This is a genomic window from Billgrantia montanilacus (assembly GCF_003336675.1).
Classification (GTDB): domain Bacteria; phylum Pseudomonadota; class Gammaproteobacteria; order Pseudomonadales; family Halomonadaceae; genus Halomonas; species Halomonas montanilacus.
In genome coordinates this window covers 14,771-29,091 of record NZ_QPII01000013.1, presented here as the reverse complement: position 1 = coordinate 29,091, position 14,321 = coordinate 14,771, and the positions used below count along the sequence as shown (strand labels likewise).

The window sequence follows — 14,321 nt, the reverse complement described above, 5'->3', positions numbered from 1 at the left end:
CTATACGATACCGTGGCCACTGTCTTGCGGCGGTCACCGTTCACCGCGGAGGTACAAGATGGACAAGGAACTGCTGGCGATGCTGGTCTGCCCGCTGTGCAAGGGCAAGCTCAGGTACGATCGTGAGGCCCAGGAGCTGCACTGCCTCTACGATGGCCTGGCCTATCCGATTCGCGATGGTATCCCGGTCATGCTGCCCGAAGAAGCCCGTCAGCTGGACGTCGATGAAAAGCTGCCGACGTCACCCGGACGCATGGGGGGCGCCTGATGGGGGACGCTGCCGATGCGTTCATTGCCGTGATTCCGGCCCGCTTCGGTGCGTCGCGACTGCCGGGCAAGCCGCTGCTCGACATCGCCGGGGAACCCATGGTGGCGCACGTCTGGCGCCGTGCCTGCGAAAGCGCCGCTCAGAGGGTGATCGTAGCGACAGACGATGCACGGATCCGCGATGCGCTGGCCCCCTTCGATGCCGAGGTCGTGATGACCCGGTCCGATCACCCTTCAGGTACCGATCGACTCGCTGAAGTGGCCGAACGGCTTGGCCTTCCCGACGAGGCGGTACTGGTCAACGTTCAGGGTGACGAGCCGCTGATCCCGCCGACGTTGATCGACCAGGTGGCGGCGCGGCTTTTCGACGACCCCGAGGCCTCCATCGCGACCCTGGCCGAGCCGATCGCCGACGTGGACACGCTATTCAATCCCAATGTGGTCAAGGTGGTGCGAGCCCTCTCCGGACGGGCGCTCTATTTCTCCCGCGCTCCCATCCCCTGGGACCGACAAGAATTCGCGTCGCGGCCCGACTGGCTCGAAACCGACGGCTGGCTGCGGCATATCGGCCTATACGCCTATCGTGTGGGTTTCCTGGCGCAATATGGTGACTGGACGCCGTCCCCCCTGGAGCAGCTCGAGCAGCTCGAGCAGTTGAGGGCGCTGCATCACGGCCATGCCATCCAGGTCGCCCTGGCGGCGCTGCCCAATCCTCCCGGCGTGGATACCGTCGAGGATCTTGAGCGGGTCAGGTCGCTGCTGGCACGGAACCACTGAGGAGCTCGCCATGCGCGTACTGTTTGTCTGCCTTGGCAATATCTGCCGTTCCCCCACCGCCGAAGGCGTCTTGCGTCAGCAACTGCAGGCCGCCGGCCTTTCCGAACGGGTCGAGGTCGACTCCTGCGGAATAGGAGCCTGGCACGTGGGCAAGGCCCCCGACCCCCGGGCGCATGAAGCCGCCATGCGGCGGGGCGTCAACCTGAGCAGCCTTCGGGCCCGCCAGCTTGCGGCAGACGACTTCCGCCGCTTCGACTACTTGCTGGCCATGGACCGGGCAAACCTGGCGGCACTGCACGAGCAGCGTCCCGCCCAGTGTCCAGCCCATGTGGGGCTGTTTCTGGACTTCGCTGGCCATGTCGAGCGCGAGGTGCCCGATCCCTATTACGGGGGCGAGCAGGGCTTCGAGGAGGTGCTGGACCTGATCGATGCGGCGTCCAGGGGGCTGATCGAGGAGATTCGCCAGCGTCTCGAGGTGCGGCGGCCTTGAGTGGCGAGATGCTGACTGACCATGACCTGAGCCGTGCCAATACGCTGGGCTTGCCCTGTGTCGCCGATGCGTTCGTCGCGCCGACCGACGTGCATGCGCTGCAGGTGTTGCTGCTTCGGGCCGCGCAGCAGGGGTTGCCGCTGACGGTGCTGGGCGGTGGCAGCAATCTGATCCTGCCCGAGCGGCTGCCGGGGCTGGTGCTGCAGCCGGCCCTGGACGACTGGTGGCTGGAGGAGACGCCGGATCAGGTGCTGGTGCACGCCGGAGCCGGGGTCAACTGGCATGCGCTGGTCATGGCCCTGGCCGCCGACGGGCTATGGGGCATCGAGAACCTGGCGCTGATCCCGGGGCTCTGTGGCGCCGCACCGATCCAGAATATCGGCGCCTATGGCGTGGAGCTCTGCGATGTGCTGGAGGCCGTGCACCTGATCCATCTGGACGACGCTCGTGAACAGGTGTTGACACCAGGAGAGTGCGCGTTCGGTTATCGTGACAGTATCTTCAAGCACGAACTGGAGGGCAGGGTGGTGATCACCCGCCTGGTGCTCCGCCTCTCCCGAACGCCGCGTCCACGGCTCGAGTACGGCGACCTGGCCCGCCGGGTCGGCGACGCTCCGACGGCCCTGCAGGTGGCAGAGGCTGTTTGTGCGGTACGTCACGAAAAGCTGCCCGACCCGGCACTGCTTGGAAACGCCGGCAGCTTCTTCAAGAACCCCCTGGTGACACGGGAGGCAGCCGATCGACTGCTCAGTACCTACCCGGAAATGCCACACTTCACGCAGCCGGATGGTCGCATCAAGCTGGCGGCCGGCTGGCTGATCGAACGCTGTGGTCTCAAGGGCTGGCGGCAAGGGCACTTCGGCGTACACGACCGCCAGGCCCTGGTGCTGGTCCACTTCGGTGGCGGCAGTGCTGCAGAGCTGCTGGACTTCGCTTCGGCGGTGGCCGGCCAGGTGGCCGAGCGTTTCGGTGTCGAGCTCGAGCGTGAGCCACGCCTGGCGGGTTGATTGCCACTGAGCCTCCATAGTCGGTCATAGACAGTCTGTCGTCGAAAGGCAGCCACCGAAACGAAAACGCCCGCGCAAATGCGCGGGCATTTTCTTTACGGCGGGCCGGGCGTCAGCCCTGCTTGCCATCCTGAGGCTTTACTTCCTGTTCACGACGGCGGATCTCCCGCGGATCGTTGTGAGCACGACGGCGACGACGGCGCTGTGCCGGCGTTTCGTCCTTGGGAGCATCCGCATCCGCTACGGCCTCACCGGGCACGTCAGCAGGCTTTTCGGGCTTGGCTTCTGCCTTGGGCGCCTCTGCTGGCTTCTCGGCCGGCTTGGCCGCGTCGGCCGCTTTCTCTACCGGCTTGGCCGCGTCGGCCGCTTCCCCGACCGGCTTGGGCTGCTCGGCTTTCGGCTGCTCGGGCTTGGCCTGTGCCTTGGGCGACTCGGCTGGCTTCTCGGCCGGCTTGGCCGCGTCGGCCGCTTTCTCGACCGGCTTGGGCTGCTCGGCTTTCGGCTCCTCGGGCTTGGCCTCTGCCTTGGGCGCGTCGGCTGGCTTCTCGGCCGGCTTGGCCGCGTCGGCCGCTTTCTCGACCGGCTTGGACTGCTCGGCTTTCGGCTGCTCGGGCTTGGCCTCTGCCTTGGGCGCGTCGGCTGGCTTCTCGGCCGGCTTGGCCGCGTCGGCCGCTTTCTCGACCGACTTGGGCTGCTCGGCTTTCGGCTCCTCGGGCTTGGCCTCTGCCTTGGGCGCGTCGGCTGGCTTCTCGGCCGGCTTGGCCGCGTCGGCCGCTTTCTCGACCGGCTTGGGCTGCTCGGCTTTCGGCTGCTCGGGCTTGGCCTCTGCCTTGGGCGCGTCGGCTGGCTTCTCGGCCGGCTTGACCGCGTCGGCCGCTTTCTCGACCGGCTTGGGCTGCTCGGCTTTCGGCTGCTCGGGCTTGGCCTCTGCCTTGGGCGCGTCGGCTGGCTTCTCGGCCGGCTTGGCCGCGTCGGCCGCTTTCTCTACCGGTTTGGGCGACTCGGGCTGGGCCTGGTCGGTATCCACGGCTTCGGCCTGCAGGCGTTTCTGTTCGGCTTCTGCCTGGGGGTTGATGGCATGCTTGCGTGTACGATTACGCGGATTGTTACGTGTCCGCTTCGGCTTGCCATCATCCACCTTGGCGGCTTCTGCCGGCTTGGCGCTTTCGGCAGGCTTCTCCGCTGCCTTTTCCAGCGGCTTGTCGGCGCTATCCGCCTTCTGACGGCGGGCCGAGTCGTCACGGCCACGAGAGGGCTGCCGGTTTTCCTGGCGATTCTCCTCCTGCTGCTGGGGCTTCTCTTGCCGGTCTTGCTGCTGAGACTTCTCCTGCCGGCTCTGACCGCGACCGCCACGATTGCCCCGTGCGTCGCCACGACCGGAACTGGCTGGGGTTTCTTGACGATCGCTGGCCTGACGCTCACTAGCCTGGCGATCACTGCGACCGCCTTCCTGCTGGCGTCCCTGGCTGCGCTGGCCGCGGGCATCGTCACGCCCCTCGGTCCGTTCGGTGCGTGGACGGCGCTGGCGGCCGCGGCCGTTACGCTCGCCACGTTCGTCATCGCGGGCCTGCGGCTCGGCCGCAGCGGCAGGCTTGCGGGGCGTTTGGCTTTCGGCCTCGGTGTCAGCGGTGCCCAGCCACTTGGCCATGCCCTTCACCAGGCGACCGAGTACACCGGGGCTGCTCGGTAGTGCAGGCGGGGGCGTCTCGGTGACGCTCTCCTGCTGTTGTGGCTGTTGCTGGTGCTGCAGCGAGGCAGGGGCGGGCTCGTTATGGATGACCGTCTTTACGGCAGCTTCGGTGCGAAAAACCGGCTTGGCGATGCTGGCGTCCGGCTCCTTGCCCACCTCGGTGTCCACAGAGAGTTCGAAGCTCGACTTCTCCTGCTCGCCATCTTCATCGACGTGGTCGTCGCGCAGACGCTGAACGTCGTAATGAGGCGTGTCCATGTCGGGGTTGGGCAGTACCAGCACACGCACGTCCTGACGGCTCTCGATATCGGCCAGAACCGCGCGCTTCTCGTTGAGCAGGTAGGTCGCGACCGGTACCGGCAGGATGGCGCGGATCTGTGCGCTGCGCTCCTTCATGGCCTCTTCTTCGATCAGGCGCATGATGGATAGCGACAGGGAACGCACGTCACGTATGGTGCCCTGGCCGTTGCAGCGCGGGCAGACCACGCCGCTGGTTTCGCCCAGGGAGGGGCGCAGGCGCTGGCGTGACATTTCCATCAGGCCGAAGCGGGAGATGCGGCCGATCTGTACCCGGGCGCGGTCCAGCTTGAGCGCGTCACGCATGCGGTTCTCGACTTCCCGCTGGTTGCGCGCCGGGCTCATGTCGATGAAATCGATCACCACCAGGCCGCCGATATCGCGCAGACGCAGCTGACGAGCGATCTCGTCGGCGGCTTCGGAGTTGGTCTGCAGGGCGGTCTCTTCAATATCGCTGCCGCGGGTGGCGCGGGCCGAATTGATATCGATGGAGACCAGTGCCTCGGTGTGGTCGATGACGATGGAACCACCCGAGGGCAGCTTCACTTCACGCTCGTAGGCGGTCTCGATCTGCGACTCGATCTGGAAGCGTGAGAACAGCGGGACCTCATCGGCGTAGAGCTTGATCTTCTGCTGATAGGAGGGCATGACCTGACGAATGAAGGTCAGCGCTTCCTGATGCACGACCGGGCTGTCGATCAGAACTTCGCCGATATCCTGGCGCAGATAATCGCGCATGGCCCGGATGATGACATTGGATTCACGATAGATCAGGAAGGGGGCCGGACGCTTGACGGCTTCCTCGGTGATCGATTCCCAGACCTGTACCAGGTAGTCGAGGTCCCACTGAAGCTCCTCGGGGGAGCGGCCAATGCCGGCGGTGCGTACGATCACGCCCATCTTGTCCGGCACGGTGAGTTCGCCCATGGCCTCCTTGAGCTGGCTGCGCTCGTCGCCCTCGATTCGACGCGAGATGCCGCCGGCACGAGGGTTATTGGGCATCAGTACCAGGAAACGGCCGGCCAGGCTGATGAAGGTGGTAAGTGCCGCGCCCTTGTTTCCGCGCTCCTCCTTGTCGACCTGGACGATGACTTCCTGACCCTCCTTGAGCACCTCCTTGATGCTGGGGCGCCCCGAGGTCTCCTTGAGGAAGTACTCGCGGGAAATTTCCTTGAGAGGAAGGAAGCCATGACGATCGGCACCGAAGTCGACGAAAGCGGCTTCGAGGGAGGGCTCTACGCGGGTAATCTTGCCGCGGTAGATATTGGCTTTTTTCTGTTCCCTGGCACCGGATTCGATGTCCAGGTCGTAAAGGCGCTGTCCGTCTACCAGAGCAACCCGCAGTTCTTCAGGCTGGGTTGCATTGATGAGCATCCGTTTCATAGTGTCTCGCAAACTGGACGCACCGGTGGGCATCGAAGAAGGCGAACCTCTGGGTGCTGCGTGCTCGTGCTCAGCGCATGTCGCGGATGCACAGTGGCGCCCGATCGTACCGGTGCCCACGATGGGCCCAGCACGACTTGATCATGTTGAGTACTCGGCGGAGGCAGGACATGTCTCGGTGGGCTGATCCCATCCGGCCCTGCGGTCACCGCCAGACACCTGGCATTCATCGATTCGCCAACGCCGGCCACCGGCACGATGTTGAACGATTCCCGTGGCCACCGCCCGCCAAACTGGCGGGCCGGGATCCGGGCGTGGCGTAACTGCTTGTTTGTCGCTATCCATCGGTAGCGGCGTGTCCGTAGCGAGAAGCCGTGCGACTTCCTCGTGTGTCGCTTCCGCTCATGACGGGGCTTTCGCTACATCTTGCTTACTGCTGTTCTCGGTACTGCTGCGTTCGTTACGTCTGGGTGTCTTGCTGTCGTATCGGTAACACTGGTCACTCGTCGGCGGCGGGACCGAGTCAGCGGGTCGTCGCGGCCTGATTTCGTCGCTCCGGCCTGCGTGTCTGTCGGGCAGGCGCTTATGGGACCGAAGGGATCCATCCGAGCGAGCTGGCAATATAGCAGCAATGGTAATATGCGGCAATTGGCGCAGCGAGTGGTCGAGTAGGCTAGAATGCCGGCTCACAACAGGTTTCGAGCGGGAGTGTCATGACCGAAGGGCGCGACGTACAGTGGGTGGAAGTAGGCGAGGGCCAGGTCGGTCAACGAATCGATAACTTCCTGATGACGCGCCTCAAGGGCGTACCGCGTGCGCTTGTCTATCGCATCGTGCGCAAGGGTGAGGTGCGGGTCAACAAGAAGCGGGTCAAGGTCGATTACCGCCTGGTGATCGGCGATCTGGTGCGTATCCCGCCGCTGCGCCTGACGCCCCGTGAGGCGGTGAGAGAGGTCAGTGACAGCTTGCGCAACCTGCTGGCGGGAAGCGTGCTGGTGGAGGGGCGTGACTGGCTGGTGATCAACAAGCCGGCAGGCCTGGCCGTGCACGGCGGCAGTGGCGTCAAGATAGGCTTGATCGAGGCGTTGCGTCAGGTGCGCGAGGATCTCGACTTTCTGGAGCTGGTGCACCGGCTGGACCGCGATACCTCCGGCTGCCTGCTGCTCGCCAAGTCGCGGCCTGCGCTGCTGGCACTGAATGAATCGCTCAAGCAGCACAAGATGGACAAGCAGTACCTCGCCCTGGTGGCGGGCCGCTGGCCGGTGAAGCGTGAGTTCGTCAGCGCCCGTCTGGAGCGCTTCGATGCCGGCAACGGCGAGCGGCGGGTGAGGGTCGGCGCGGAGGGAAAGGTCTCGCGCACGCGCTTCGGCGTGCGTGAGGCCTTTCCCAGGGCGACCCTGATCGAGGCGGAGCCAGTGACCGGGCGTACCCACCAGATCCGTGTCCATGCGGCCCATGCCGGCTTCCCGCTGCTTGGCGACGACAAGTATGGCACCCGTGAGGGGGAGGTGCTGTCCCGCAAGCTGGGTCTGTCGCGCCTGTTCCTGCATGCGGCGTCATTGACCTTTCCCGAGCCGACCAGTGGACGGCCGGTGCAGATCAAGGCACCGCTGCCCAATGACCTCGAGGCCGTGTTGCAGCGTGCCCGCAAGTTTTCCTGACCACCATGAGACCTCAATTGTCTGAATCGGAGCCTCGATGCGTTATCGACTGGTGATATTCGACTGGGACGGCACCCTGATGGATTCTGCGGCCCGTATCGTCGCCTGCATGCAGGCGGCATCCCGGGATGCCGGCTGGGGTGAACTGACCGATGATGCGATACGCGACATCATCGGGCTCGGGCTTCCCGAGGCCATCGACAAGCTCTGCCCGGGGATCGATCCCGAGCGGTCGGAGCTGCTGCGCAGTCGCTACTCCTTCCATTTCGTCCAGGGCGATACCACGCCCATGCGCTTTTTCCCTGGGGTCGAGGCGGGGGTCACAGGCCTTCGTGGCATCAGCGAGCGTCGCCTGGCGGTAGCGACCGGCAAGAGTCGGCGGGGTCTGGATCGCATCTTTCGCGAGAGCGGAAGCGCCGACTGGTTCCATGCCAGCCGTACCGCCGACGAGACGCGCTCGAAGCCGCACCCGCAGATGCTGGAGGAGCTTCTTATCGAGCTGGGCGTCGATGTCGAGGAGGCGGTGATGATTGGCGACACCGAATATGATCTGGAAATGGCTCGGGCGCTGGGCATGGACCGGGTCGCCGTGACCTGGGGCGTGCATGCCCCGGGGCGGCTGGCAGCCAGCCACCCCGTATTCACTGCTGAAGCGGTGCCGGAGCTGTTTGACTGGTTGAATCGATAACCGGCTGTAAGGAACGCGAGCCATGAGTGATGACAGGCGAGACGACAAGCGGGAAGCGGGCCAGGAAGATCGCTGGACCGAAGGGCCGGAGTTGAGTCCCGAAGAGGCGCGGCGGGCGAGGGAGGCGCAGGCATCCAAGCCCCCTCCGCCGCCGGAGAGTGCCGAGACACTGCGTGAGCGTCAGCGGCTGGCGCAGCAGGAAATGCTGGATCGGTGGATCGGTGGCGTGCTGGTCGAGCAGCGCCGTACTCGGCGCTGGAAGCTCTTTTTTCGCTTCTTTTTCGCCGCACTGATACTGGCTTCGCTATCGGCCACGCTCTACGGCATCTTCATTGACCCGGGAGCGGGTGAGCCCGAGCGGCAGCATCTGGGGGTGGTCAAGGTTCACGGTGTCATCGACAGCGAGTCGCCGGCCAGCGCCGAGCGCATCATCAGGGGGCTCAATCGGGCCTGGGAGGCGGATAGCGCCGCCGTGGTCGTGCTGCACATCGATAGCCCTGGCGGCAGTCCCGTTCAGTCACAGCGCGTCTTCAACGAGATCCTCCGGCTGCGCGAGGAAGGGGACAAGCCGATCATCGCCGTGATCGAGGATATCGGCGCCAGCGGGGCCTACTATATTGCCGCCGCCGCCGACGAGATCGTGGCGGCGCCGGCCAGCCTGGTGGGATCGATCGGGGTGATTTTCGCCAGCTTCGGCTTCGAGGAGGCCATCGACCATCTGGGCATCGAACGACGCATCTATGTCAGTGGCGAGAACAAGGGGTTCCTCGACCCCTTCTCGCCGGTGGAACCAGAAGAGCGCGACTTCTGGCAGACGGTCATGGATACCACGCACCGGCAGTTCATCGATGCCGTCCAGGCCGGGCGCGGTGACCGGCTGGCCGACGACGACAGGCTCTTTAGCGGGTTGATCTGGAACGGAGAACAGGCGCTGGAGCTGGGGCTCGTCGATGGCATCAGCAGCCTCGATGCCCTGTCCCATGAGCTCTTCGACGAGCTGCGCATCCATGACTATACGCCTCGTCTCGACCCGTTCGAGCGCCTGTCCCGCCAGTTCGGTCGCGTCGCCGCCGAGTGGGCCGGGGTGTCGTCGAGCCAGTCGCCGGTACGCTACCAGCTGCCCTGAACAACCCAGCGCCTGGAGTCGCGGCTTTTCCGGCGACAGGCCTGCTCGGAGGCGCTGTGAACCCATCCCTGGGCGCTACCTTTTCCATCCCTGGAAAAGGACCTCCGATTCGGCCTGTCCCCGGCGCCGCTCACTGGTTGGCACTATTTCAGCGGATCCAGCCCCGCCTCGCGCAGCAGGGCACAGAGGCGGATCAGCGGCAGGCCGACCAGGGTGTTGGGGTCATCGCCCTCGAGTTTCTCGAACAGGGCGATGCCCAGCCCCTCCATACGGAAGCTGCCGGCGCTGTCCAGCGGCTGCTCCCGCTCCACGTAGCGGGAAATCTCGGCGTCGCTGAGCTGGCGAAACACGACGTCATAGCGCTCGTGGCAGACCCAATGGCGTCCTGCGCGGCTGTCGATCAACGCCAGGCCGGTGAGAAAGCGCACACGATGTCCGGAGAATCGCGCCAGCTGCGCGCGCGCCGTGGCGGCGTCGCCGGGCTTGCCGAGGATGGCTCCGCCAAAGACCGCCACCTGGTCCGAGCCGATGACCAGGTGGTCGGGGTATGCTTCGGCCACGCTGGCGGCCTTGGCCAGGGACAGGCGGTGTACCAGCGCTTCGGGGGGCTCGCCGGATTGCGGCGTTTCGTCGATATCGGGGCTCGCCCAGTCGAACGGCAGCCCCAGGCGCTCGAGCAGTTGGCGGCGCCAGGGTGAGCTTGAGGCGAGTACGAGTCGTGGCATTGACGTCTCCTGAAGAAAGTGGGGCCGCATGCGGCGCATCGATAGCCTGGAACGACACCATTGTAACCCGGCGCGAAGGCGTCTTTGACAGGGGGCGGGGGAGTGCCTATCATTGCGCGCCTATGTTGACCTCACGACTTCCCAATAGGGTCGAGCCCTACAAGCTCGCCGCCCGCGCCGAACGCCTCGAAGGCCTGGTGGCGCTCGACCAGTTCGAGCGCCTCGCCGAGCAGGTGGGTGCGCAGGACGGCGACTGCCAGGTATGGCTCGACTTTGCCATCGACCCCCAGGGGCGCCGCGTGATTCACGGCCGCCTGGAGGCCGAGTTGCAGCTGCCTTGCCGTCGCTGCCTCGAGCCGCTGTCACAGCATGTCGAAAGCGAATTCCTGCTGGGCATGGTCACGAGCGACGCGCTGGCGGCGGAGCTGCCGAGCACCCACGAACCGGTGCTGGTGGAAAACGAACAGCTGAACCTGCTGGAGATGGTCGAGGATGAGCTCATCCTCAGCCTGCCCCAGGTGGTTTACCACGACGAGGCCCTGTGTCGGGTCTCGCGCGACCAGCTGAGTAGCGGGGAGGAGGCCGAATCGCCCGAGCCGACTCCCGCGAGTCCCTTTGAGGTGCTGCGTCGTCTCAAGGACAAATCCTGATTCATTTGTCGATTCACTCTGGAGTGATTTCCCATGGCAGTTCAACAGAACCGTAAAACCCGTTCCAAGCGCGGCATGCGTCGTAGCCACGATGCGCTGACTGGCCCGACCCTGTCCCAGGACAAGGAGACCGGCACCACTCACCTGCGTCACCACATTGCTCCCGACGGTTTCTACCGTGGTCGCAAGATCGTCGACGCCTGAGTCGACACCTTGTCAGTGATGCTCGGCCGTTGAGCGTGCGTGTCGCTGTCGATGCGATGGGGGGGGATGCGGGCCCAGCCGCTGCCGTTCAGGGATCGGCAGCGGCGGTAGTGGCCCAGCCAGGCCTGTCGATCGACCTGTTCGGCCCTCGCGACCTGCTGGAATCCGAGCTAGAGAGCCTGCCGCGGCACCTCGCCGCGGCTGGTTCGCATTTGTCTGTCCAACATGCTCCCGACATAATCCGCCAGGATCAGCGCCCCACCGACGCACTGCGTCGCGGCGGCGATACCAGCATGGCTTTCATGCTGGCGCATCTGTCGCGTGGCGGTGCGATGGCCGGCGTCAGTTCGGGCAATACCGGCGCGTTGATGGCGATGGCGCGGCGTGAGTTGGGGACGGTGGCGAGCATTCCGCGTCCGGCGATCAGTACGGCCATCCCTACGCGAGGCGAGGGGCGCTGCTACCTGCTGGACCTGGGGGCCAATGTCGATGTCACCGCCGAGCGGCTGGTCGACTTCGCCCGAATGGGCAGTGTCATGGCGCGACACATCGACGGGCTCGCATCGCCCCGTGTGGCGCTGCTGAACGTGGGAAGTGAAGGCACCAAGGGCAGCGCCAGCGTACGCGAAGCGGATGCCTGCCTGAGCGGCATGGCGTCGCTGAACTACTGCGGCTTCGTCGAGGGCGATGGCATTTTCGCGGGTGCTGCCGATGTGGTGGTCTGCGATGGCTTCGTCGGCAATGCGGTGCTCAAGGCAAGCGAAGGTCTTGCGCGCATGCTCATCGAGCGCGTGCAGGCGACCTTCGAGGCGCATTGGGGGAGTCGTCTGGTGGGGATGCTTGCCAGGCCGGCGCTGCGGCGATTGAAAAATGATCTGGATCCGGTGCGCTACAACGGCGCCAGCCTGCTTGGGCTCGACGGAATCGTGATCAAGAGCCATGGCGGTGCCGATGCCACTGGCTTCTCCTATGCTGTGTTGCGCGCGGTACAAGAAGTCAGTCGTGGCCTCCCGGCTCAGCTGGCTCTTGAACTGGACTGCCGGCATGAACGGACTTAATAAGAGCAAAGGTGAAACGACATGACCCAACCTCTTGCCCTCGTATTTCCCGGGCAGGGCTCACAGCAGATTGGCATGCTGCGCGAGCTGGCCGAACGCTATAGCGTCGTCCGCACGACCTTCGAGGAAGCAGCCGACGCGTTAGGCTACGACCTGTGGAAGGTGGTACAAGAGGGCCCCGAGGAGGCGCTCAACGCCACGGCCTGCACCCAGCCGGCCCTGTTGACTGCCAGTGTTGCCATCTGGCGGGTCTGGCAGGAGTTGGAAGGGCCACGGCCGGGCGCCATGGCGGGGCACAGCCTGGGCGAGTACAGCGCCATGGTCTGTGCCGGTGTCCTCGGTTTTGCCGATGGTGTGCGTCTGGTCAAGCTGCGTGGCGAAGCGATGCAGCAGGCCGTGCCGGTCGGCCAGGGAGCCATGGCGGCGATTCTTGGCCTCGACGATGCTACCGTTGAAAAGGCCTGTGCCGAAGCCGAGCAGAATGATGTGGTCGCGGCGGTCAACTACAATGCGCCGGGACAGGTTGTGATTGCCGGCAGCAAGGCGGCGGTCGAGCGGGCCATCGTGCTGTGTCAGGGGGCGGGTGCCAAGCGCGCCATGCCGCTGCCGGTATCGGTGCCGTCGCATTGCGCACTGATGCGGCCGGCGGCCGAGGAGCTCAAGGCCGCCATGGCGGGGCTCGAGATGCGTCCGCCGCGCTATACCGTCTATCAGAACGTCGATGCCCAGGCGCATGCGGATGTCGAGACGCTGCGCACGCGTCTGATCGAGCAGCTCTATCAACCGGTGCGCTGGACCTCCTGCGTGGAGGCCATGGCGGACGCTGGCGCCAGTGTGTTCATCGAGTGTGGGCCGGGCAAAGTCTTGACCGGCCTTGGCAAGCGAATTGCCAAGGGTAGCAAGGGTCTGGCGGTCAATGACCCTGACAGCCTGGGAGCCGCCCTTGAGCTGGCTCGCGAGGCCGTCTCGCGGTGACGGCCTGAGCCGTTAGGCGAGACAAGTCGTTGGGGTGGGCGGCCTCCTCGGATTCAACAGCATTCAAATCGGGAACCGTTATGACGAGCGAACGCAGAATCGCCCTGGTGACAGGGGCCAGCCGCGGCATAGGGCGGGCCATCGCCCATGAGCTGGGCCGCCAGGGGCGGGTGGTGATCGGCACGGCCACGACCGAGTCCGGCGCGGCGAAGATTGACGAGGACCTTCGCGCCAACGGTATCGAAGGGGCTGGACGCGCCCTCGACGTGACCGACCAGGCCAGCGTGGATGCCCTGATCAAGTCGGTCACCGATGAATTCGGTGCACCCACCATTCTGGTCAACAACGCCGGGATCACCCGGGACAATCTCCTCATGCGGATGAAGGAAGACGAGTGGGATTCGGTGCTCGACACCAACCTCAAGTCCGTCTACCGGGTCACCAAGGCCTGTCTGCGAGGCATGACCCGGGCCCGTTTCGGTCGGATCGTCAGTATCAGCTCCGTGGTAGCGACCATGGGCAATCTGGGACAGACCAACTATGCTGCCGCCAAGGCGGGCATGGAAGGTTTCACCCGTGCGCTGGCCCGTGAAGTGGCATCGCGTGCCATCACGGTCAATGCCGTGGCGCCAGGCTTCATCGCCACCGACATGACCCAGAGCCTGCCCGAGGAGCAGCACAAGGCGCTGCTCAACCAGATTCCTCTGTCGCGGCTCGGTGAGCCCGCAGAGATCGCCGCAGCCGTCGGTTTCCTGACCGGCGAGAGCGCGGGCTATATCACCGGTGAGACCTTGCAGGTTAACGGTGGCATGAACATGCGTTGAGGCTCCCGCTGGTCGGCGGTTGCGCCGACGGGGGGGCGTCTATAAACTACCCCGCAGCTTGAGGTTGCGGATCAACTGGCTGGTCATCTGAACGGCTAACTTGAACGACTGGAGTACGTCATAATGAGCACCATCGAAGAGCGCGTGAAGAAGGTTGTGGCAGAGCGCCTGAACGTCAAGGAAGAGGACATCCAGAATAGCTCCTCCTTCACCGAAGACCTGGGCGCTGATTCCCTGGACACCGTCGAGCTGGTCATGGCGCTCGAAGAGGAATTCGATACCGAAATTCCCGATGAGGAAGCCGAGAAGATCACCACCGTTCAGGAAGCCATCGATTACGTCAACGCCCACCAGTAAGGGCGCGGTCGTGACCGCTTGCTGAGGTGAATGGGTCCGTTTGAGCGACCCTCGAAAGCCGTCCTGTTCGCCAGGGCGGCTTTCGCTATATTGGGGCGGGTTGATTGCTGCCCAAGGAGGGGGCATGTTCGGTATAATGCGC

Annotated in this window: 15 protein-coding genes; 13 read left to right on the top strand and 2 right to left on the bottom strand. The window is 65.0% G+C overall.

Annotated elements, in window-relative coordinates; genetic code table 11:
* Window positions 1-58: 58 nt before the first annotated feature.
* From DU505_RS15730 to murB, 4 genes are read left to right on the top strand one after another with little or no spacing between them, the layout of a single operon-like run.
* The gene (locus DU505_RS15730; protein WP_114479942.1) at window positions 59-268 is read left to right on the top strand and encodes a Trm112 family protein; all 210 of its coding nucleotides are present in this window, start codon (window positions 59-61) and stop codon (window positions 266-268) included.
* The gene (gene kdsB, locus DU505_RS15725; protein WP_114479941.1) at window positions 268-1,044 is read left to right on the top strand and encodes a 3-deoxy-manno-octulosonate cytidylyltransferase; all 777 of its coding nucleotides are present in this window, start codon (window positions 268-270) and stop codon (window positions 1,042-1,044) included. Before DU505_RS15730 ends, kdsB begins: the two co-directional genes overlap by 1 nt.
* 10 nt (window positions 1,045-1,054) lie before the next feature.
* Window positions 1,055-1,534 (top strand): low molecular weight protein-tyrosine-phosphatase, encoded by a 480-nt coding sequence (locus DU505_RS15720; protein WP_114479940.1) that lies wholly within the window; start codon window positions 1,055-1,057, stop codon window positions 1,532-1,534.
* Between the two features lie 8 nt (window positions 1,535-1,542).
* Window positions 1,543-2,541: a UDP-N-acetylmuramate dehydrogenase gene (gene murB, locus DU505_RS15715; RefSeq protein WP_114479939.1), complete on the top strand. Its 999-nt coding sequence runs from the start codon at window positions 1,543-1,545 to the stop codon at window positions 2,539-2,541.
* Between the two features lie 112 nt (window positions 2,542-2,653).
* On the opposite strand, the gene rne is transcribed toward murB, so the two are convergent.
* On the bottom strand, window positions 2,654-5,911 hold the full coding sequence (gene rne, locus DU505_RS15710) for a ribonuclease E (protein WP_181872846.1): 3,258 nt from the start codon (window positions 5,909-5,911) through the stop codon (window positions 2,654-2,656).
* Window positions 5,912-6,624: 713 nt separating this feature from the next.
* Here rne and DU505_RS15705 point away from each other — a divergent pair.
* From DU505_RS15705 to sppA, 3 genes are read left to right on the top strand one after another with little or no spacing between them, the layout of a single operon-like run.
* A complete protein-coding gene (locus DU505_RS15705; RefSeq protein WP_114479937.1) occupies window positions 6,625-7,572 on the top strand; it encodes an RluA family pseudouridine synthase in 948 nt (315 codons plus the stop codon).
* A 37-nt stretch (window positions 7,573-7,609) separates the two neighbouring features.
* Window positions 7,610-8,260, top strand: a complete 651-nt coding sequence (locus DU505_RS15700) for an HAD family hydrolase (protein WP_114479936.1) — start codon at window positions 7,610-7,612, stop codon at window positions 8,258-8,260.
* Window positions 8,261-8,282: 22 nt separating this feature from the next.
* Window positions 8,283-9,386: a signal peptide peptidase SppA gene (sppA, locus tag DU505_RS15695; RefSeq protein ID WP_114479935.1), complete on the top strand. Its 1,104-nt coding sequence runs from the start codon at window positions 8,283-8,285 to the stop codon at window positions 9,384-9,386.
* A gap of 143 nt (window positions 9,387-9,529) precedes the next feature.
* Here the strand turns inward: sppA and DU505_RS15690 are convergent, their stop codons facing one another.
* Entirely contained in the window at window positions 9,530-10,111 is a 582-nt protein-coding gene (locus DU505_RS15690) for a Maf family protein (RefSeq protein WP_114479934.1), read from the bottom strand.
* 122 nt (window positions 10,112-10,233) lie between these two features.
* Here DU505_RS15690 and DU505_RS15685 point away from each other — a divergent pair, with 122 nt between their 5' ends.
* From DU505_RS15685 to acpP, 6 genes are all read left to right on the top strand, one after another.
* Window positions 10,234-10,761, top strand: coding sequence for a YceD family protein (locus DU505_RS15685; protein ID WP_114479933.1), 528 nt, complete (start codon window positions 10,234-10,236; stop codon window positions 10,759-10,761).
* A gap of 33 nt (window positions 10,762-10,794) precedes the next feature.
* Window positions 10,795-10,965 carry a 50S ribosomal protein L32 gene (gene rpmF / locus DU505_RS15680; RefSeq protein ID WP_114479932.1) on the top strand — a complete coding sequence of 57 codons (171 nt, stop codon included), beginning with the start codon at window positions 10,795-10,797 and terminating at the stop codon, window positions 10,963-10,965.
* A 35-nt stretch (window positions 10,966-11,000) separates the two neighbouring features.
* Complete coding sequence (plsX, locus tag DU505_RS15675; RefSeq protein WP_114480020.1) at window positions 11,001-12,023, top strand: phosphate acyltransferase PlsX; 1,023 nt, start codon at window positions 11,001-11,003, stop codon at window positions 12,021-12,023.
* Window positions 12,024-12,044: 21 nt separating this feature from the next.
* On the top strand, window positions 12,045-12,998 hold the full coding sequence (gene fabD / locus DU505_RS15670) for an ACP S-malonyltransferase (protein WP_114479931.1): 954 nt from the start codon (window positions 12,045-12,047) through the stop codon (window positions 12,996-12,998).
* Between the two features lie 80 nt (window positions 12,999-13,078).
* Window positions 13,079-13,822 (top strand): 3-oxoacyl-ACP reductase FabG, encoded by a 744-nt coding sequence (fabG, locus tag DU505_RS15665; RefSeq protein WP_114479930.1) that lies wholly within the window; start codon window positions 13,079-13,081, stop codon window positions 13,820-13,822.
* 123 nt (window positions 13,823-13,945) lie between these two features.
* On the top strand, window positions 13,946-14,179 hold the full coding sequence (gene acpP / locus DU505_RS15660) for an acyl carrier protein (protein ID WP_008956801.1): 234 nt from the start codon (window positions 13,946-13,948) through the stop codon (window positions 14,177-14,179).
* Window positions 14,180-14,321 lie beyond the last annotated feature (142 nt).